The 18,936-nt window shown below is 66.7% G+C and carries 14 protein-coding genes; 3 read left to right on the top strand and 11 right to left on the bottom strand.

Annotation, left to right across the window (positions count from 1 at the left end):
- Positions 1–13: 13 nt before the first annotated feature.
- The 11 genes from AC3IMC_RS18265 to AC3IMC_RS18215 form a co-directional block, all read right to left on the bottom strand.
- Entirely contained in the window at positions 14–937 is a 924-nt protein-coding gene (locus AC3IMC_RS18265) for an ABC transporter ATP-binding protein (RefSeq protein WP_490920159.1), read from the bottom strand.
- 145 nt (positions 938–1,082) lie between these two features.
- Complete coding sequence (locus tag AC3IMC_RS18260) at positions 1,083–2,579, bottom strand: bifunctional phosphatase PAP2/diacylglycerol kinase family protein (RefSeq protein WP_490920157.1); 1,497 nt, start codon at positions 2,577–2,579, stop codon at positions 1,083–1,085.
- Positions 2,580–2,610: 31 nt separating this feature from the next.
- On the bottom strand, positions 2,611–3,825 hold the full coding sequence (locus tag AC3IMC_RS18255) for an MFS transporter (protein ID WP_490920155.1): 1,215 nt from the start codon (positions 3,823–3,825) through the stop codon (positions 2,611–2,613).
- Positions 3,822–4,595, bottom strand: coding sequence for a DeoR/GlpR family DNA-binding transcription regulator (locus tag AC3IMC_RS18250; protein WP_490920154.1), 774 nt, complete (start codon positions 4,593–4,595; stop codon positions 3,822–3,824). Before AC3IMC_RS18250 ends, AC3IMC_RS18255 begins: the two co-directional genes overlap by 4 nt.
- A 52-nt stretch (positions 4,596–4,647) precedes the next feature.
- The gene (locus AC3IMC_RS18245) at positions 4,648–6,330 is read right to left on the bottom strand and encodes an ABC-F family ATP-binding cassette domain-containing protein (RefSeq protein WP_490920152.1); all 1,683 of its coding nucleotides are present in this window, start codon (positions 6,328–6,330) and stop codon (positions 4,648–4,650) included.
- A 35-nt stretch (positions 6,331–6,365) separates the two neighbouring features.
- The gene (locus AC3IMC_RS18240; RefSeq protein WP_490920151.1) at positions 6,366–8,354 is read right to left on the bottom strand and encodes a penicillin-binding transpeptidase domain-containing protein; all 1,989 of its coding nucleotides are present in this window, start codon (positions 8,352–8,354) and stop codon (positions 6,366–6,368) included.
- A 25-nt stretch (positions 8,355–8,379) separates the two neighbouring features.
- A complete protein-coding gene (locus AC3IMC_RS18235) occupies positions 8,380–9,822 on the bottom strand; it encodes a phytoene desaturase family protein (protein WP_490920150.1) in 1,443 nt (480 codons plus the stop codon).
- Positions 9,815–11,266, bottom strand: a complete 1,452-nt coding sequence (locus tag AC3IMC_RS18230) for a glycosyltransferase family 87 protein (RefSeq protein WP_490920149.1) — start codon at positions 11,264–11,266, stop codon at positions 9,815–9,817. The genes AC3IMC_RS18235 and AC3IMC_RS18230 overlap by 8 nt, the downstream gene beginning before the upstream one ends.
- A gap of 46 nt (positions 11,267–11,312) precedes the next feature.
- Positions 11,313–11,444 carry a hypothetical protein gene (locus AC3IMC_RS18225; protein WP_490920148.1) on the bottom strand — a complete coding sequence of 44 codons (132 nt, stop codon included), beginning with the start codon at positions 11,442–11,444 and terminating at the stop codon, positions 11,313–11,315.
- A gap of 611 nt (positions 11,445–12,055) precedes the next feature.
- Positions 12,056–12,640 carry a histidine phosphatase family protein gene (locus tag AC3IMC_RS18220; protein ID WP_454485447.1) on the bottom strand — a complete coding sequence of 195 codons (585 nt, stop codon included), beginning with the start codon at positions 12,638–12,640 and terminating at the stop codon, positions 12,056–12,058.
- Positions 12,637–14,142, bottom strand: coding sequence for a CCA tRNA nucleotidyltransferase (locus AC3IMC_RS18215; protein ID WP_490920146.1), 1,506 nt, complete (start codon positions 14,140–14,142; stop codon positions 12,637–12,639). The genes AC3IMC_RS18220 and AC3IMC_RS18215 overlap by 4 nt, the downstream gene beginning before the upstream one ends.
- Positions 14,143–14,350: 208 nt before the next feature.
- Between AC3IMC_RS18215 and AC3IMC_RS18210 the strand changes: the two genes are divergently transcribed.
- The 3 genes from AC3IMC_RS18210 to AC3IMC_RS18200 all read left to right on the top strand — a co-directional run bounded on the left by AC3IMC_RS18210 (position 14,351) and on the right by AC3IMC_RS18200 (position 18,861).
- Positions 14,351–14,851: an NUDIX hydrolase gene (locus AC3IMC_RS18210; protein ID WP_175317151.1), complete on the top strand. Its 501-nt coding sequence runs from the start codon at positions 14,351–14,353 to the stop codon at positions 14,849–14,851.
- Between the two features lie 58 nt (positions 14,852–14,909).
- Positions 14,910–17,048 (top strand): murein biosynthesis integral membrane protein MurJ, encoded by a 2,139-nt coding sequence (gene murJ, locus AC3IMC_RS18205; RefSeq protein ID WP_490920145.1) that lies wholly within the window; start codon positions 14,910–14,912, stop codon positions 17,046–17,048.
- 163 nt (positions 17,049–17,211) lie between these two features.
- Positions 17,212–18,861: an ABC transporter substrate-binding protein gene (locus AC3IMC_RS18200; RefSeq protein WP_490920143.1), complete on the top strand. Its 1,650-nt coding sequence runs from the start codon at positions 17,212–17,214 to the stop codon at positions 18,859–18,861.
- Positions 18,862–18,936 lie beyond the last annotated feature (75 nt).

Raw genomic sequence — 18,936 nt, 5'->3', positions numbered from 1 at the left:
GTGGTGGTTGAGCTCATTTAGTTGCCTCCGCCGCGGGCAGTGAGTGGTATTCCACATCGTCCTTGGTCAGTTCCATGTATGCCTCCTCCAGGCTGGCCACCAGGGGCGTGAGTTCGTAGACCATGATCTGGTTGTCCATGGCAGTCTTGGCGATTGTCCTGGGATCCAGGCCTGTGACCTCCAGCAGGTCCTGCTCCTGGTGGGCAACAGAAGCCCCCCGGCCTGCGAGAAGCTGGTTGAGCCGGACCGGCTCGTCCGTTCGGACCTTGGTGCGCGCCTGGCCCTGTCCGGTGAGGATGTCCTGGATGGGTGCATCGGCGATCACCCGGCCCCGGCCGATGACGATCAGGTGGTCGGCCGTCTGGGCCATTTCACTCATCAGGTGGCTGGAGAGGAAGACGGTCCGGCCCTGGGCAGCCAGGTAGCGCACGAGGTTGCGCACCCACACCACACCCTCCGGATCGAGTCCGTTGACGGGTTCGTCAAGGATGAGCGTCCGCGGGTCCCCGAGCAGTGCGGCGGCGATCCCGAGCCGCTGGCCCATGCCCAGCGAAAAGCCGCCAGCCTTCTTGCGGGCCACAGCTTCGAGGCCGGTCATTTCGATCACTTCATGCACCCTGGACTTGGGGATGCTGTGGGTGGCCGCCATGGCCAGGAGGTGGTTGTAGGCGCTGCGGCTGGTGTGGACGGCCTTGGCATCAAGCAGCGCCCCGACTTCACGCAGCGGGGCCCTGTGCCGGACGTACGGCAGTCCGTTTACGGTGACGGATCCCGACGTCGGGCGGTCCAGTCCCATGATCATGCGCATCGTTGTCGATTTTCCTGCGCCGTTCGGGCCCAGGAAGCCGGTCACCTGACCTGCCCTGACGGTGAAGCTGACCCCGGCCACGGCGGCTTTTGCGCCGTAGACCTTGGTCAGCCCGTTTGCCTCAATCATGAAGGATCCTTTGGACGGCAGCGCGCGGCTGCGGAAGACGTTCGGGCGGAATGCACTTCCCACGCTACCGAGGCCACCGGCGAATTTGGGCCGGTTTCAGGGATGATTCAGGGGTCAATCAGGGTTGTCCGCCGCGTGGTGTGCCTCAGGGGTGTGGCGAGTAGTAAGCCAATGCCTTGGGCCGCACGCTGTAGGCCACGCTGCGCACCCCTGCCAGCGCTTCGCCGTCGACCGCCAGGGCCATGGGGGCGCCACCGGCGTCTATGCGGACTTCCTTCGCCTCCCTGAGGTGCGTGATGCGGGAGCCCGCCACCGTTCCGGTCAGCACGGCCCACAACAGCCGGATCCTGGCGAAGGACTCGTCGGCGGTGATCAGGCGGACGTCGAGGAGGCCGTCGTCCATGACGGGCCGGAGGAGGGGCGCGTGGTCGCGGGGGTAGTAGCGCCCGCGCCCCACGTAGGCGATCCACACCTTGTGCCCTTTACCGTCAACGGTCAAGGTGGTCGGAGTCCCCGCGGCGAAGGTCCGGAACATCGCCACCACCCCCGCCAACGGTTTGCCGAGGGCTGGCTGCAGGTGTTCGCGGCGCCGCACGAAATTGGGGTAGAGGCCGATGCTTGAGGTGTTCAGCATGATCAGTTCGGAAATTTCAGGGTTTCCGGCCAGGCCGCGTTCTGCGGTGACCACGCCCACGTCGGCCAGGGCGGCATGGCCGTTGGTCGCCGCCGCCACTGCTTCCTTCAGGCTGCCGGTGCCGGCGTCGCGGGCGAAGTGGTTCAGGGTTCCGCCCGGCAGCACCAGCAGGGGGATCGACCGTTCGACGGCGGCCGCGGCCGCCGCCCCGACGGTCCCGTCGCCGCCCCACACACCGAGGGCACGGGTGCCGGGTGCATCGGCGGTGGCCGCTATCTCCTCCAGCAAGTCCTCATCCAGATGCACGGTATTGATATGCGCCTTGGGGAATACCTCCTGCAGCGCGCCGGCGGTTTCCTCTGTGAAGGAGCCCCCCAGGGTGTTGACCACAATGCTCAGGCCTTCGCCTTCGGGAAGCTTGGGGGCATCAGTCCACGTCCGCGCAGCCTCCGGAAATGGCGGGCGGACCGGCCACCAGTGGCGCGTTACCAGGGCAGCGCCTGCCCCGATGGCTGAGCCAAAAAGGACATCGGAGGGCCAGTGGGCGCCCGTGTGGACGCGGGAGTACGCCACCCCGGCGGCGGCGGGGGCCAAGGCTGCCCCGAGGGCTGGCCGGACCAGGCCCGCCCCCACGGCGAAGGCTACCGCGGACGCCGAGTGCCCGGACGGCATGGAGGAACTCTTGGGCTGCGGATGGACGAACCGGAAGACCGGCAGGTGCTCCGGCAACGGCCTGGTCCGGGGGAGCAGTGTCTTGAAGATCCCGTTGGTCACGGCCGAGGCCACTGCCTGGGCGATCAGGCCGTGCAGCGCAGCCCTGCGGGTCTTGCCGGGGAAAAGCGCCATGAGGGCGGCCACCGCCATCCAGAGTTTGCCATGGTTCGCGGAGGCGGAAAGCCGGCGGAAGAAGTCATCATGGCCGCCACCGGGCAGCCTTGAAACATGCCTCAGGAGGTATCTATCCGAGCGGCCAATCCACCGGTGGACGCCGCGCCTGGTGCTTTTCATGTGAACACCCTAACCCCAGGGCCGCGCAGTCCTAGGCTGCGTCGGCCGCCTGTTCGACTTTCAGGGGTTTCGCTGCGCCGGCCAGCAGCAGTGCCACCAGGATCGGGGCCATGATGGCCAGCAGGGCTGTGTGGATTCCGGTCAGGTCGCCGAGGTAGCCAAGCAGCGGCGGGCCGGCCAGGAAGGAAATATACCCAAGAGTGGATACAACCGAGACCCGTGCAGCTGCCTGGCGGGGATCGTCCGCGGCTGCGGACATGCCCATCGGGAAGGCCAGTGCAGCGCCCACGCCCCACAGGGCTGCACCCACCGCCGCAAGCCAGATGCTGCTGGCCAGGACGAACAGGCCGAGGCCTGCCGCCGCGGCGGCCATGCTTGCCCGCAGGACGGCAGTGCGTCCGAACCTGTCGATGACGCGGCCGCCGAGGAAACGCATCGCCGTCATGGCCAGGACAAAGAGCGCAAACATGAGCGCCCCGGTTGATTCCGAGGTCCCGAGGCCATCCACTGACGCCTTCGCAATCCAGTCGTTCCCCGCGCCCTCCGTGAGGGTCGCGCCAAGGACCACTACGCCGATGAGGATGGTGCGCCCATCGCGCCACGCGGATGGACCCTTCGCCGGCTTCGGTTCACCCTCCCCCGGCGCCACGGCAACAATGTGGGGCAGGAAGAAACGGGGAGCGGCCAGTGCCACCACCACCACTACTGCTGCTATTGCCACCAGGTGCAGTGGAAGGTCCACTCCCAGGTTCGACAGGCCGGCGCCCACGAGAGCCCCTACGAAGGCACCGCCGCTGAACGCGGCATGGAACTGCGGCATGATCGTGCGCCGGAGCTTGTGTTCGACGTCGGCCCCTTCAATGTTCTGCGCAACGTCCCAGAGGCCGATGCCAATGCCAAAGAAGAACAGTGACACCGCGGTTCCCGGAATGGACGTAGCGGCGAGCGACATGGCGATGCCCACTCCTGCTGCCGCCGCCAGGAGGCCGGCACAACGGACCGTGTTGGCGGTACCGATCCTGCCAACCACCAGCCCGGCGGTGGGCAGCGCCAGGAGCGAGCCCACGGCTGTGCACAGCAGCAGGGTGCCCATCTGGCCGGACGTGATCTGCAGCGTTTGCGTCACCGCGGGGATGCGTGCCGCCCAACTGGCGAAAACGAGTCCGTTGATGCCGAAGACCACGAAGGTAGCCACCGTCGCGGCCTTGATGCCCGCATGCTGGTCCGTGCCGGTATTGGTGCTCATACGTTGACTACTTCCACAGAGTTTCGGTCGAGGTGGGCGAGTTCTTCGGTACTGAATGTCCGGTCCGTGACCACGACATCCACACGGTCGAGGCCGGAGACCAGCGCGCGGGCGTGTGCGTGCCATTTTGCCGCGGAGGCGGCAACGATCACTCGTGCCGCGGATTCCAGGCCGGCCCGCTTTACCGCCGCATCATCCAGGTCATGGGCCAGCAGCCCGTCCTTTCCGTCAACGGCGCAGGGCGTGACCACGGCGGTGTCGAAGCGCAGCGACCGGATGTTCGATTCGGCCAGGGGTCCGCGGAAGCACAGCTCACCGGGTATCAGGCTGCCGCCCGGAAGCAGCAGTGCGGGCCGGACGCCCAGCGCGTTGCTTCCACCGCCTGCGGCGTTAAGGGCCTGGAGGGACATCGGCATGACTGTCAGTTCCCTGCCTGCCAAAGCGCGGGCAATCCCGGTAGCCGTGCTGCCGCTGTCCAGCCACACCTGTTCCCGGTCCCGAACCAGGTGGGACACGGCAGCTGCGATGCGCGCTTTGGCCCCTTGGTCTTCCAGTTCGCGCTGGCCGTACCCGGGATTTTCCCCGCCGCCGATCAGGCTTTTGGCTCCGCCGTGGACCCGGCGCAGCACACCGCGGGCGGCAAGTACCTCCAGGTCGCGGCGGATGGTGGCACCGGACGCGCTGCACTCGCGCATCAGGTCCTCCACGCTCGCTTCCGACTGCCGCCGAAGGACTTCGGCAATCACGCGGTGCCGCTCGTCTGTCTTCATGATCAAATGATAGCAATCAATGATCATTTGATCATACGAGCGGAAGGCTTGGTCAGCGGGCCCGCTGGACGCGCTGTTCGTCCCACACGGGGTCGGCGGACTCGTACACCTTCCCGTCGGACCCGAACACCAGGAACCGGTCGAAGGTCCGGGCAAACCAGCGGTCATGGGTGACCGCCAGGACGGTTCCCTCAAAGTGGTCGATCGCCCGTTCCAGGGCTTCCGCGGAGTGCAGGTCCAGGTTGTCTGTGGGCTCGTCCAGCAGCAGCAGCGTGGCGCCGCTGAGCTGCAGGAGCAGGATCTGGAACCGCGCCTGCTGGCCGCCGGACAGCGACTCATACTTCTGTTCCGACTGGCCCGCCAGGCCGTAGCCGTCCAAGGCGCCTGCCGCGGCCTCCCGCCCCAGCCCGGAACGGTGCTCATCACCGCGGTGCAGGATTTCCAGCAGTGTCTTGCCCAGGAGATCGGGGCGGACGTGGGTCTGGGCGAAGAACCCCGGCCTGATCCGCGCCCCAAGCTTGACGGTCCCCTCGTGCGGAACCTCCGCAATCTCCACGTCGGAGACGGGCAGGTGCTCGCGCTCCGGGTCCGTGCCCCCGGTGGCCAGCAGCCGCAGGAAGTGTGATTTGCCGGAACCGTTGGAGCCCAGGACGCCCACCCTGTCGCCGAACCAGATTTCGGTGGAGAAGGGTTTCATCAGCCCGCTGAGCTCCAGCTGTTCCGCCACGATGGCCCGCTTGGCGGTCCGGCCGCCCTTGAGCCGCATCTGCACGTTCTGTTCGATGGGCAGCGCCTCCGGCGGTCCGGCCTCCAGGAATTTCGCGAGGCGGGTCTGGGCAGCGTGGTACCGGTTGGCCATGTCGGAGCGGAACGCGGCTTTGTTCTTGTACATGTTGACGAGTTCCTTGAGCTTGATGTGCTCCTCGTCCCAGCGCTTGCGCAGCTCCTCGAACCGGGCGTTCCGGTCCGCCCGCGCCTCCACGTAGGAGGCGAAGCCGCCGCCATGGATCCACGCCGCGGCACCGTTGATGCCGGGTTCGAGGGTGACGATCCGCCCTGCCGCGTTGTTCAGCAGTTCCCTGTCGTGGCTGATGAAGAAGACGGTCTTCCGGGACTCGTTCAGCTTGTCCTCGAGCCAGCGCTTTCCCGGGACATCAAGGTAGTTGTCCGGTTCGTCGAGCAGGAGGAGGTCATCGGGGCCGGCGAACAGTGCCTCGAGCACCAGCCGCTTCTGCTCGCCGCCGGAGAGGCTCGACGCCGGGCGGTGCTGTGCGCGGTCGAACGGCAGTCCCAGCGCGGCCATGCAAACCTCGTCCCAGACCGTCTCGACGTCATAGCCGCCGGCGTCGCCCCAGTCCACGATGGCCTGGGCGTATCGCATCTGGGTGGGCTCGTCGTCGTGCTCCAGCATGGCCAGCTCGGCATCATCCACCTCGCGGGCAGCCGCCGCGAGGGCCGGGGGAGCGGCGGACACGAGTAGGTCCCGGACCGTGGACCCGTCCCGGACCTGGCCCACGAACTGGCGCATGATGCCCATCTTCCCGGAGCGGCCAATCACTCCCTCGTCCGGCACCAGGTCACCGGCGATGATCCGGAACAGCGTGGTCTTGCCGGTGCCGTTGGGACCGATCAGGGCAGTTTTGGTGCCGTCCGGGACCTTGAAGGTCACCCCGTTGAGCAGCTGGGTACCGTCGGAGAGGAAGTAGTCGATGCCGGAAACGTCAATATGGGCCACGGGCTCCATCTTCCCACGCCCCGGCAGGGCGTTTCCTAGCCGGCGGCGGTGAGGAACTGCTTCAGCAGCGGTCCGGATGTGGTGGCGCCCAGGCCGCCGTCCTCCACGAACACGGCAACTGCCAGGTCGCCGTGCACCGCCACGATCCAGGCATGCGTCTTGGGCGGGTTCTCGGTGCCGAACTCGGCAGTTCCGGTCTTGGCACCCACTGGCTCACCCGGAACGCTGGCGAGGAAGCCGGCGTGTCCGCTCGTGACTACCGCGCGCATCATGTCCCCCAGGGCCGTCGCCTCGGCTGCCGTGATCGGCTTGTCCGATGCGGTGGAGGGCGCTTCCGCGGTTGCCGTCGCCGACGGTGCGGCGGCCGGCGCCGTGGACCCCGCGGTCGTTCCGGCGGCGGGAGCACCGCCGTCGGGTTTCAGGACAAGCTGCGCCGAGACCGGGGCGCCCTTGGCAACAGAGCCTGCCATGATGGCCGCGGCCAGCGGGGAGAGCAGCACCTTGCCCTGTCCGATCATGGACGCGGCGTGTTCGGTGCCCTCGGCCTGGCCGGGGACCGAGCCGAGGAAGGCTTCGGCGCCGAGCTTCGGCGCTTCGACGGCGACCCCCATGGAGGCTGCAGCGGCCTCAAGCTGCGACTGGGAAACGGCGTCGCGCTGGGAGATGAAGGCGGTGTTGCAGGAGTGCGCGAAGGCATCGCGCAGCGTCACGGAGCCCAGGGAGGTTTCCGGGTAGCCCTCGGAGTTCTTGAAGGTGCGCCCGTCCACGGTGAGCGTGGGGGTGCACTGGACGGTGGAATCCGGCGTCATCCCGTTGCGGAACATGGCGAGCGAGTCAACCATCTTGAATATGGAGCCGGGAGCGTACTGCCCCAGCATGGCCGTGTTGTAGCCGTTGCTGCCGGGGCCGGACGCCGCCGCGAGGACGGCGCCGCTGGAGGGGCGAAGCGCCACAATGGCCGACGCCGGTCCCACGCCTTCGAGGGTGCTTTCGGCCAGTGCCTGGAGCCGGGGGTCCAGGGTGGTCTTCAGCGGTGTGCCGGGCTTGGGCGCCACATCGAAAAGGACGCGCCGGGGGTCTGTCGGCGAGGACTGGATCTGTTCCCTTGTCAGGTCCGCCCGCTGGGCACGGATGACGAGGGCGTCCGTGCCGCGCAGTTGCTTGTCGTACTGTTGCTGGAGTCCGCCGATGCCCGTCACGTCACCGGCGGCCAGGGCACCACCGGACGCTTCGATCTGTTCCGCCGTGGCTTCGCCCACGGAGCCAAGGACGGCGCGCGCGAACGTCCTGCTCGGGGCCAGGGGGATGGACGCGGGAATGGCACGTGCGCCGGGAATCGCCTGGATCTGTTCATTGGTGATGGTCCGGCCCTCCTCGCGGAGGGTAATGGCAGAAACAAAGGCCTGCGCTCCGGCTGCCTTGACCTGCTGGACGTAGCCTGCCGGGTCCACTCCCACCAGCGCGGCCAGTTTGCCGGCCGAATCGGCAGGGTCCGCCGTTCCGAGCTGGGGCTTGTCGATCCCCACATTCACCACCGGGCGGTAGGTCACCAGCTGCGCATCGCCGGCACCAAGGATGTCGGCACGCGGCGGAGACTGGGAGCCTTTGGTCACGATCTCGCTGTCGGCAAGGCCGGGAACCAGGATGGCGGGTTCCCAGACCGCCAGCCATTTATCGCCCGACTTCTTGAATTTCGCCGATACCGTGTACTTCCACTCGGCGTCGCCGAATTTCCAGCTGTAGGCCAGCGGCGCGGACGCGTTGTCGCCGTCGAGGGTGAGCTCTCCGGCCTGGACGGCGGGCTTCTGCGGGTCCAGGGACGCGAACACCGCGTGCAACTGCTCGTTGGCTGCGGCGGCGTCCTTGCCGTCGAAGGCCACAGTTCCCACGTCCAGCGCCGAGACGGCGGTGGCGAGCCGCTGCGCCGCTGCTTCCGCTCCGGATTTTCCGTCATCGCAGGACACGAGGGCAGTGCCCACAATGAGCGCAGCTAAGGCAAGCGAAAGTTTTGTTGTTTTCCCCATCGCGCCATTATCCCCCGGCGCGTGGTCACCCGATGCCCAGAGCCGGTACTGGCAGCTTGAAGATGTCGTTGAGCGCGTATTTGGCGGCGTGCAGGCCGGGCATTCCGGTCACTCCGGGTCCGGGCGGCGTGGAGGAAGAACAGAGGTACACACCCAGCAGGGGGGTCCGCCACGGCACGGGGGAGACCACCGGCTTCTGGACCAGCCCGCGGACGTCCATGATCCCCGCGCTGAAGTCACCGCCGATGTAGTTCCGGTTGTACTGGGACAGCTGGGCGGCCGTGATGGCGTGCGACTCCACCACGAGGTCGCGGAACCCGGGGGCGAAGCGTTCCAGCTGTGCCGTGATCTCTCGTGTCATGTCCTTTGTTGAACCGGCAGGGACATGGCAGTAGGTCCAGAGGGTGTGCCTGCCGCCGGGCGCGCGGCCGGGGTCGAAACGGGACGGCTGTGCCACCAGCACATAGGGCTGTTCGGGATGCCGTCCTGCACTGACCTCGTTCTCCGACCGCGCCAGTTCGGCCCTGGTTCCGCCGACGTGGACAGTGCCGGCGTCGGCGAGTCCGGGGGCCTGCCACGGGACCGGTCCGGACAGGATGAAGTCCACCTTGCAGGATCCATTCCCGTAGCGGAAGGCTTCCAGGGCCCGCCGGTAGTGGCCGGGGAGGGAATCCCCTGCCATGTCCACCAGTCCGCGGGGCGCGACGTCCAGGAGCGTGGCCCGGGTGGCGGGGAGCTGCTCCAGCCGGTCAATCGGGGTTCCGGTGTGGATGGTTCCCCCATGGGCGCGAATATCGTCCGCAAGCGCTGCAGCGATGGTGGCGGACCCGCCGCGGGGGATGGGCCAGCCCGCGGCATGCCCCAGGGCGCCGAGCATGAGTCCGGCACCCGATGCGGCGAGGGACGGCAGGTGGGAAACGGCGTGGGCAGCCACACCGCTCAGCAGTGCCGGAGCGTACTGTTCGCGGAACCGGATGTTCCACGCACCTGTCCCTTGTTCCAGGGTCCGCAGGCCGTAGGCCAGGGCCACCAGCGGGTTGCGGGGTATCCGCAGGAGCTGGTTCTGCGTGAAGTCCATGACGTCGTCGATGTTGCGGACCAGCGGCTCCATGAGCCGCCGGTACGCCTCCCCGTCGCGGCCCAGTTCCGCAGCAGTACGGTCCAGTGACGTGTAGGCCAGCGCAGCGCGGCCGCCCTCCAGGGGCGAACCAAAGGACACCTCCGGGGTGATGAGGTCTATCCGGCGGGGCAGCTCGAAGGCACGGAAGAAGGGGGACGCCAGCGCCATGGGGTGCACCGCGGAGCAAACGTCGTGGAAGTGCCCGGGCTGCATCAGCTCGGAGGTCCGCGTGCCGCCGCCAATGCTTTGCGCGGCCTCGAAGACCTCCACGGACAGCCCGGCGCGTGCCATGACGGCTGCCGCGGCGAGACCATTGGGTCCGGATCCCACGACGGCGACATCAGGCATGTGAGCCTTCCTTCGGCGAAAGCGGCTGTCCTGCGCGCAGCAGGATCCGGTCGGGCGCGTTGGCGAAGGGACCACCGTGGGGGTCGTCCAGACGGTGGCGGCGGATGGGGTCGTAGGAGGGATCGTAGATGTCCCACGTGACGCGGGCCATGAGGTAGCCCACCGCGAACATGTGCGCGGCGACGGCAAGGACGTAGTAGGGCATGTCCAGGTTGTGTTGGGAAGAACCGGCGCTGGTCACTTGTCCAAGGTACATCCAGATCGCTGCCCAATGGAGGCCTTCGATTCCCTGCCAGATGAGGAAGTCGCGCCACCGCGGCCTCGCCAGGGCAAGCAGCGGGACAAGCCACACCACGTACTGCGGCGAATAGACCTTACTGGTGAGGATGAAGGCGGCAACGATCAGGAAGGCAAGCTGCGCCAGCCGTGGGCGGCGGGGGGCGGTCAGGGCCACGGCCGCTATGGCGAGGCATGCCGCAGCGAAGCACACGGCCGACAGCGTGCTGACGGATTCGGCATTGAGGCGCGGCCATCCGAGCCTGCTGGCCACCAGGTCATAGGCGAACCAGGCTGAGCTGTAGCCGGCACCACGGTCGGCGCTGTATTGGAAAAAGTATGACCACCCTGCTGGGTTGGCTGCGGCGAATGGCAGGTTGACCAGCAGCCATGTGGCGCCGGTACTGCCGGCTGTGGCGACGAGGGGCCGCCACCGGCCGGTGCGGATGGCCAGGAGCAGGATGGCCCCAAGGACCAGCAGGGGGTAGAGCTTTGTTGCGGTGCCCAGGCCGATCAGGATGCCCGCAGCCAGGGGCCGGTCCCGCGCAAAAAAGTACATGCCCCATGCGAGCAGGCACGCGGCCCACAGGTCCCAGTTGATGGTGCCTGCCAGCACCAGTCCAGGGGCCACTGCCACCATCGCGGCATCCCACGGCCGCCGGCCGGGCATGCGGGATACAGCCAGGACGGTGGCCATGGCCACCGCGGCGAGCAGCAGGACGTTGACATCAAAATAGGCCAAGGCGCGGGTGTCAATGTCTCCGCCGGGCACCAGCCAGGATGTCACGCCCGCGATCAGCGCGATGAGCACCGGGTATTCGAACTGGCTGCCGCTGCCGAGGATGGGGAAGGTTCCCCCGGCGATGCCCCGGTTCCGGAAAAGCTCGGGAAAGTCGGAGTAGCACGTGGCGTAGAACTGGGTCGGTGTCTCCCAGCCGTTGGCCCGGCAATAACCTTTCAGCAGGATTCCCACCAGGGCTGCCACGGCCGTGAGGACAATGAGTATCCGCTCCACCGTGAAGATCCCGGGGGACACCAGTCCGGGCTCCGATCTCTTTCCCAGCGGACCGCCGATGACTTCGGTGAAATTTCGCAGCAGGACATCGCTGCGGCTGGGAACCACGATCCGGGACCGTCGTCCACTCTCCGGCGGCTGGGTCTGGTGCATGGGATCGAGCTTACAGCCGGCCCCGGTTCCGGACCGGGGCCGGCTGTCAGCGCAGCCCGCCAAGCTGCTGGTGCATGAGCACGAAAACGTCGTTACGGTGCTGCTCCAGCAAAGCGGTGTTGAAGGAACTGCGGCGCTGCAGTGGGCGGGACAGAAGTCCCATGATCTTTTGCATCACAAGGAAAACCTCCTTTCGATGATTGGGCAGCGAAAATTGCGCGGCTGAATAACACCGCTTTTAGCCGCGCAAAGGGCGCGCACATGACGGTGCGGAATTTCCCAAAAGGGAAATAAGGAAATTGCGCGAACAGCACAATAACGGGAGGGGAAATACCCGAAGAACAAAGACCGCGCTGCCGGAGTGCCCTGGCATGTGGACACGTGCCGTTTTGGACATGAAGCGGGCACTACAGCAGTGGCAGTTCCAGTGGGGTCAACGGGAGAACCCGGAAATCCCGGCCCTGGCGGAAGCCCCCCGGCGGGCGGGGCTTAGCGGCGCCGTGCGGATTAGCTGCGTCGCGGCGCGCGGAGAGTCCTCCGGGAGCCGGAATCGACCGAAGCCATGCACGCCGGACCAGCAAAGGCCGGGAAGGCATTGATGATGGCATTCCATTCGCCAGTCAAAGTCATCATTTTCCCAACCTCCTTTTCTGCGGCCCGCTGCGTGGTCTGCATTGCGGTCAACGGACCCCGGCAGGGTGCTTCGGGGTCAGGAATAAAGGTACCCCAGAATTATCGGCAGGGCCAGCAATTTCCGGAGAAACAGCAAAAAGAAGCAGAAAAGGGGAATTAGAGGCCCCAGCGCACAATGGCCGGCGTCTTTTTGTCCCAGCCGAGGGTGCAGACCTTTGCCGTTCCCAGGATGAAATGCCGCCCTTCCGTGGCGGGGAGTTCCAGCCACCGTGCAGTGAGGATGCGGGAGAAATGCCCGTGCGCCACGATCAGCACGTTATCCATGCCGGATTCCAGGACGCGGCCAATGATCTTGTCCGCCCTCGCGGCCACCTCGTCCAGCGTCTCGCCGTTGGGGACCCCGTGCGTCCAGATCAGGTAGTCGGGGTTGTCCTTGCGGATCAGGTCCGAACTGATGCCCTCATAGTCCCCGTAGTTCCATTCCACGGCGAGGGGCTCGTGCCGCGCGTCGGGAAAGCCTGCGAGTTCGGCGGTGCGGCGGGCACGGCGGAGCGGGGAGGTGAGCACCAGGTCAAAGTCGACGTTGTCCAGCACCTTCCTGGCCTCCACCGCCTGCTGTTCGCCTTCCACGGTCAGCGGCAGGTCCGTGAGGCCGGTGTACTGCCCGCTCTTGGACCACTCGGTTTCACCGTGCCGAAGGATCCAGAGCTGGGGGCGCGGTGCGAAGGCGGCGTTGGTCACTTGGACTCCTCGGTGGAAGGTTCGACGGCGGCAGGAGAGGTCCCTGCGTCCGGTGCGGCAGGTGCAGATTCAGGTTGTTCGGCCCACCAGCGGAGCAGGCGGGCCTCCGCTTCCTCGAGGGGCAGGGGCCCGTACTCCATCCGTTCATTAAGGAGGAACTTGTAGGCCCGGCCTACCAGCGGTCCCGGCTTCAGGCCAAGCAGCTCCATGATCCGCGCGCCGTCCAGGTCCGGGCGCACTGCGTCGAGGGATTCCTGTTCGCGGAGGGCGGCAATGCGGGACTCGAGGTCGTCGTAGGCAAAGGACAGGCGCTCGGCCTTGCGCTGGTTGCGGGTGGTCACGTCGGAACGGGTGAGCCGGTGCAGGCGCTCCAGCAGCGGACCGGCGTCGGTCACGTACCGCCGGACTGCCGAATCGCTCCATCCGGCGTCACCGTAGCCGTAGAAGCGCATGTGGAGCTCCACGAGCCGGGCAACGGCCTTGGTGGTGTCGTTGTCGAACCGCAGGGCCTTCATCCGTTTGGTGGTGAGTTTGGCTCCCACCATGTCGTGGTGGCGGAAGCTCACGGCACCGCCCGGTTCGAAGCGGCGCGTCGCCGGCTTCCCGACGTCGTGCATCAATGCCGCAAAGCGCAGCACGAAGTCCGGCCCGGGCACAGGCCCGTCCGCGCCGGTCTCCAGTTCGGCCGCCTGTTCCAGGACCTGGAGGGAGTGCTGGTAGACGTCCTTGTGCCGGTGGTGCTCGTCGGATTCGAGGCGGAGGGCGGAGACTTCGGGCAGCACATGTTCGGCCAAGCCCGTTTCCACCAGGAGGTCGATTCCTGTCCGCGGCCGGGCTCCGCAGACCAGCTTGACCAGTTCATCCCGCACCCGTTCCGCGGAAATGATCTTGATGCGGTCCGCCATGCCCGTCATGGCCTCACGGACGTCGTCCCGGACAGAGACACCCAGCTGCGAGGCGAAGCGGGCGGCACGCATCATCCGCAGCGGATCGTCGGAGAACGACTCCTCCGGGGCTCCCGGCGTGGCGAGCACGGAAGCGTGCAGGTCACGGACGCCGCCGAAGGGATCCACCAGCTCCATGGACGGCAGTTTCAGTGCCATGGCGTTAATGGTGAAGTCACGGCGCAACAGGTCATCGGCCAGGGAAGAGCCGAAGGCCACCACCGGCTTGCGGGAGTCGGGGTCGTAGGCTTCGGCGCGGTAGGTCGTGATCTCGATCTGGAAACCCGCCTTGCGCATGCCGATGGTGCCAAAAGCCCGCCCGATTTCCCAAAAGTTGTCCGCCCACTTCTTGATCAGCGCCACGGTCTGGTCCGGTGTCGCGTCGGTGGTGAAGTCAAGGTCCGGCGAGGTCCGGCCCAGGAAGAGGTCGCGCACGGGCCCGCCCACCAGCGACAACTCATGGCCGGCATCCACGAAGCGCTGCCCGAGCTCCAGGACCACCGGGGCCACCTTGAAGTCGACAGTGTGGGAATCGATCTTGTGATGTGCGTGCGCCATAGTTCCTTAAGCTTGGCAGAAACCAGCGCCCGGGCAGTCCAAAAAGCTGCCAGGACCGGCGTTCTTTCCATTACGTCCCCGCAAAGTGCGTCATATGCCGTCCATGTTGGTGTCATGTTCCGGTCATCAAGAACGGGCAACTGTCGTTAGAGTGGACTCCATGGCCCATCCAGTACCGAGCGCTCCAGGCAGGAGGACAAACGCACCATTGCCGTCGGCAATCGGTGCGCACGTCGCCCCTGCCCAGCAGTCGGCACCGGCGTCGCTGCCCACGGTCGAGGAAGTCTCCGCCGGCGGCGTCGTGGTGGACACGTCCGACGCCGAGCTGCGGGTTGCGATCATCGCCCGCCTTAATCGCGGCGGACGGCTCGAGTGGTGCCTGCCCAAGGGGCATCCGGAGGGCAAGGAAAACAACGAAGAGGCTGCGGTTCGGGAAATCGCCGAGGAAACCGGGATCGAAGGCAGCATCCTGGCGCCCCTGGGCAGTATCGACTACTGGTTCACCGTCAGCGGCCACCGTGTCCACAAGACCGTGCACCACTACCTCCTGCGAGCCACGGGGGGAGAATTGACCATCGAAAACGATCCCGACCAGGAAGCCGTGGACGTGGCATGGGTGCCCATCCAGGAACTGGCCCGGAAGCTGTCATTCCCCAACGAGCGCCGCATCGCAGACCTCGCCCGCGAGGTCCTTCCCGGACACCTCTAAAAGGCCCACGCCGCCGTCGTTGCCGTGTAAAGCGACGGCGGGTGAGACGATGAACTCGATGTCAGCTACCAACTTCCCTTCCGACAGGTCCGGCCGGCCGGACGACGCGGCGCCGGACGGCGTCCCCCCGGAACCGGCCTCACCGGACATTGCCCAGCCTGCGGCTGCCGGCGCCAGCGAGACCCGTTCCAGCGCCATCATGGCTGCCGGGACGCTCGTGTCCCGCTTCCTGGGCTTCGGCAAGACCTGGATGCTCGGCACAGCCCTCGGCCTGGGATCAACGGTCAACGACACCTTCATCAACGCCAACAACCTGCCCAACCTGATCTTCCTCCTGGTGGCCGGCGGCGTCTTCAATGCAGTGCTGGTGCCGCAGATCATCAAGGCCAGCAAGGCGCCGGACCGGGGAGCCGACTACATCAGCCGGCTGCTGACGCTGGCCGTCCTGCTCCTCCTGGGCCTTACTGCGATAGTGACCCTGGCAGCGCCGGCGGTCATTGAGCTGACCACTCAGGGCTATTCGCCACAGCAGAAGGCACTGGCGGTCACCTTCGCGTTCTGGTGCCTGCCGCAGATCTTCTTCTACGGGCTCTACGCCCTGCTCACGCAGGTCCTGAATGCCAACGGCGCTTTTGGCCCTGCTATGTGGGCTCCCATCCTGAACAACGTGGTGGCGATCGCCGGTCTGGGCATGTTCATCTGGATTTTCGGCACCAACGAGTTCAACCCGCACACTTTGGACAACTGGGGGAGCACGCAGACACTTTTTGTTGCCGGGTTCTCCACCATTGGTGTGCTGTCCCAAACCGCCATCCTGATGGTTCCGGTGATGCGGCTGAAGCTCGGACTCCGTCCCCGTTTCGGGTGGCGCGGCGTGGGACTGGGCCACGCAGCAAGGCTGAGCGTGTGGACGCTGCTGACTGCCGCCGTCGGCCAGCTGGCCTTCCTGTATGTCATGCGCATCGCCACCATTCCCGGCGCCGAACGCCTCCGGCTGCAGCAGGCGGGTGACCCGTCCGCCGCCACCCTTCCGGGCAACGCGGTGCTGGAGGTGGCCAGCCAGCTGTACCTGCTGCCGCACTCAATCATTGCGCTGTCCCTGGCCACGGTCCTGTTCAACCGCATGACCCGCGCATCCCAAGACGGCAACCGGGCGGAACTGCGCGACGCGCTCTCGCACGGCCTGCGGACCATGGCTGTTGCCACGGTTTTTGGCGCCCTGGCGCTGTTCGCCCTCGCCGGTCCGCTGGGCATGTTTTTCTCCGGCGGCCTGCGCCAGGACGGCGTGATGCTGGCCCAGACGCTCACCATCCTGGCGCTCAGCACCCCCTTCATGAGCGCAAACTTCATGATGTCCCGCGTGTTCTACGCCAACGAAGATGCCCGCACACCGTTCTATGTCCAGCTGCTGCTGGCGGTGGTGTACGTGGCCGGCGCCTTCGCCATCCAGTTCCTCCCCGTCAACCAGATCATTTACGCCATCGCCGTCCTCTACATGGCCGGCAATATCCTCTCGGTGGTCATCAGCGCCTTCTTCCTGCGGCGCATGCTGGGCCATTTGGACGGCGCGCGGATCGCCAACTCCTACATCCGGATGGGGTACGCAGCCCTGGGCTCGGCGATCGCCGGCGCCGGCGCCCTCTGGCTCATGGGCAGCTACAGCCCGGACGGCTTCGCCTGGCAGAACCGGATCACAGCGCTGGTGACCGTCATCGTGGTGGGGCCCATCATGCTGGTGGTCTACTTCTTCCTGCTCAAGCTGTTCCGGGTCTCCGAACTGCGCGACCTGCTGCGCCCGCTCCTGGGGCGGCTGGGCCGCGGCCGCCAGGACGGCCCCCCGGATGCCGGGACCCCGCCGTCGTCCGCCCCCGTCCACGCCGGCGCCGGGCGCGTTCAGCGCGCCGAGCGGGCCACCACCTCGGTGGACACGGGCCTGATTCCCCGCATTTCCGGCGAATTCGACTCCGTTTCCTTCCGCGCGGGCCCGGACCCGGAGCGAGGTGCGGGGCGCCGGGAGACGTACGACGACGGAACGCACCACGGTGCCGACGACGGCTATTTGCCGGCGGAGGACCAGCCGAGCACCGCCCGCGGTGGCCTGCTCCGTGATCAGATACCGCTTCCGGGGCGCCGCACGTTCCAGGGCAGGGCCGGGGAAAACCCGCATTTCAAATCCCGGCGCAGGCGGAAGAAGTGATACGCGCGCGGTTTGAGAACCGTCTTCTCCGCGGCCGTCCGGGCCGGATCGGCTAGGATCGAACAGGTACAGGGGTAGTTGCATTCAGGGTTAGCCGCACGCGGAACCTGAACGGCGGTTGCATCATCCAAGCCGGCGATTCCGGACAGCCTAGGAGGAACACGTGTCCAACCCGATCGATGTCGGATCAGTACTTGGCGGCCGCTATAAGGTCACAGCCACGGTACTGGCCTCGCACGACCACGATCTGGTGCTGGATGGTGTGGACCAGGTCCTCAACCGCCCGGTCAGCATCCTGGTTGCCGGACCGGAAAACACCGAACAGGTGGCGCAGAGCGCCCGGGAGGTTGCCACCGGCGAACGCCCCGGCACCGTGCAGGTCCTGGACCTTGGAGTCACCGACGCCGCCACCTACCTGATCACCAACCACACGTCAGCCGCTGACCTGCTGGATCTCGTGGTGGCCACCAACCCTCCCTACGTTGAGCCGTTCTTCACTGACACCCTGGGCAGCGAAATCTTCGGCCAGCCGCGCTCCCACGAGCCCGAGCCGTACGACGAAGAAGACAACGTCGAGGCCGGCTACATCAACTACCAGGACGCGCACCCCAGCCAGGTTGATCCTTACCGTTCTTCTCCTGCCGTGCCTCCCCGGCCTCCCGTCCGTCCTGCGGCGGCCGCCGGAAGAGGAGCTGCTGCAGGTGCTGCCGCCGGTGCAGGTGCCGCTGCGGCTGCCGCTGCCGCCAAGTCGGGTTCCGGTGCATCGCGGGTCGATCCCGATGCCACGGCAGCCCAGCCGGTGCAGCATGCCGCCGATGACGCCGCTTCTGCGGCCGGCTCCGGCTCCGGTTCCCGGCAACTGGACACCGGACCTGTGGAAACCGGACCTGTGCCTACTGCTCCAGCCACCGGGACGCCCGGTTCCGGCGGCCCTGCCGGGGATCGTCCCGGGGCCGAACAGGCCAGTGCTGCAGGGAAACCGAAGGTTTCCCTGTGGTCGGATGACGATTACGCGCAGGCGGGGGATCAGGACCGTTACGAAGGTATCGACGATGACGGCGATTCCCGGCCGGTCAAGGGCAAGTCGGCGCTCTTTGCCCGGACCGCAGCGCCCGCGGCAGCCGGTGTCTCCTTCGCGGACCGCGACGATGACCGCGATGAGTCCGGGAAGCAGCCACGTTCCATGCGGTGGCTGGTAGGCGGCCTCCTCGCTGTTGTGCTCATTGCCGGCCTGGTTTTCGCTGTCACCAAATTGGGCAGCCTGTTCACCCCCGAACCGCAGGCCAAGGTTACATCCCCGGTCAGCAACGCGCCGCAGGCCTCCGCGCCCGCAAGCCAGGCACCCCCGTCCGCGCCGCCCGCGGCACCGCCGGCCATCGAAAGTGTCATCCGGCAGGGGAACTTCGACTTCGCAGCCACCTTCGACCGCGATCTGGTCAAGGCCTACGACGGCAACGCAGCCAGCTACTGGTCGGACATGGAGTTCGCGAGTGAAAACTGGGGCGGTCTGGCCCCGCAGGGCGTGCAACTGGTAGTGAAGCTGAAAGCCGCCGCAGCCGTGTCTTCGGTTACCCTTTCCCAGCTCGGTGGATCAGGCGGAAACATCACTGTCTACACCAATAACCAGCCTTCCTTGGACGGCGCCAAGACTGTGGGGACCAACAGCTTTACCTCCACCGATCTGAACATCCCCGTGGGGGAGCCTGTTCAGGCCCAGTACGTGATTGTCTCCATCAATTCGCTTCCCAAGCTCGCTGCGCCGAAGACGCGTTACGGATACGGCCTCCGCCTGGCGGAGATCAAAGTCCAGTAGCCTGCTGCCGCCGTTGCAAACCCAGTGGCCGTTGCCGTCCAGGCAACGGCCGCTTTTGTGACCGACCGCGCTTGT

It is taken from the genome of Arthrobacter sp. E70 (assembly GCF_058266945.1).
This window is presented reverse-complemented; position numbering and strand designations above follow the sequence as displayed.

Coding starts and splice junctions, on each gene's coding strand:
- AC3IMC_RS18215 (WP_490920146.1), bottom strand. CDS start 14,142: ATGGCGCACGCACATCACAAGATCGATTCCCACACTGTCGACTTCAAG.
- AC3IMC_RS18255 (WP_490920155.1), bottom strand. CDS start 3,825: ATGAGCACCAATACCGGCACGGACCAGCATGCGGGCATCAAGGCCGCG.
- AC3IMC_RS18250 (WP_490920154.1), bottom strand. CDS start 4,595: ATGAAGACAGACGAGCGGCACCGCGTGATTGCCGAAGTCCTTCGGCGG.
- AC3IMC_RS18240 (WP_490920151.1), bottom strand. CDS start 8,354: ATGGGGAAAACAACAAAACTTTCGCTTGCCTTAGCTGCGCTCATTGTG.
- AC3IMC_RS18230 (WP_490920149.1), bottom strand. CDS start 11,266: ATGCACCAGACCCAGCCGCCGGAGAGTGGACGACGGTCCCGGATCGTG.
- murJ (WP_490920145.1), top strand. CDS start 14,910: ATGTCAGCTACCAACTTCCCTTCCGACAGGTCCGGCCGGCCGGACGAC.
- AC3IMC_RS18235 (WP_490920150.1), bottom strand. CDS start 9,822: ATGCCTGATGTCGCCGTCGTGGGATCCGGACCCAATGGTCTCGCCGCG.
- AC3IMC_RS18265 (WP_490920159.1), bottom strand. CDS start 937: ATGATTGAGGCAAACGGGCTGACCAAGGTCTACGGCGCAAAAGCCGCC.
- AC3IMC_RS18260 (WP_490920157.1), bottom strand. CDS start 2,579: ATGAAAAGCACCAGGCGCGGCGTCCACCGGTGGATTGGCCGCTCGGAT.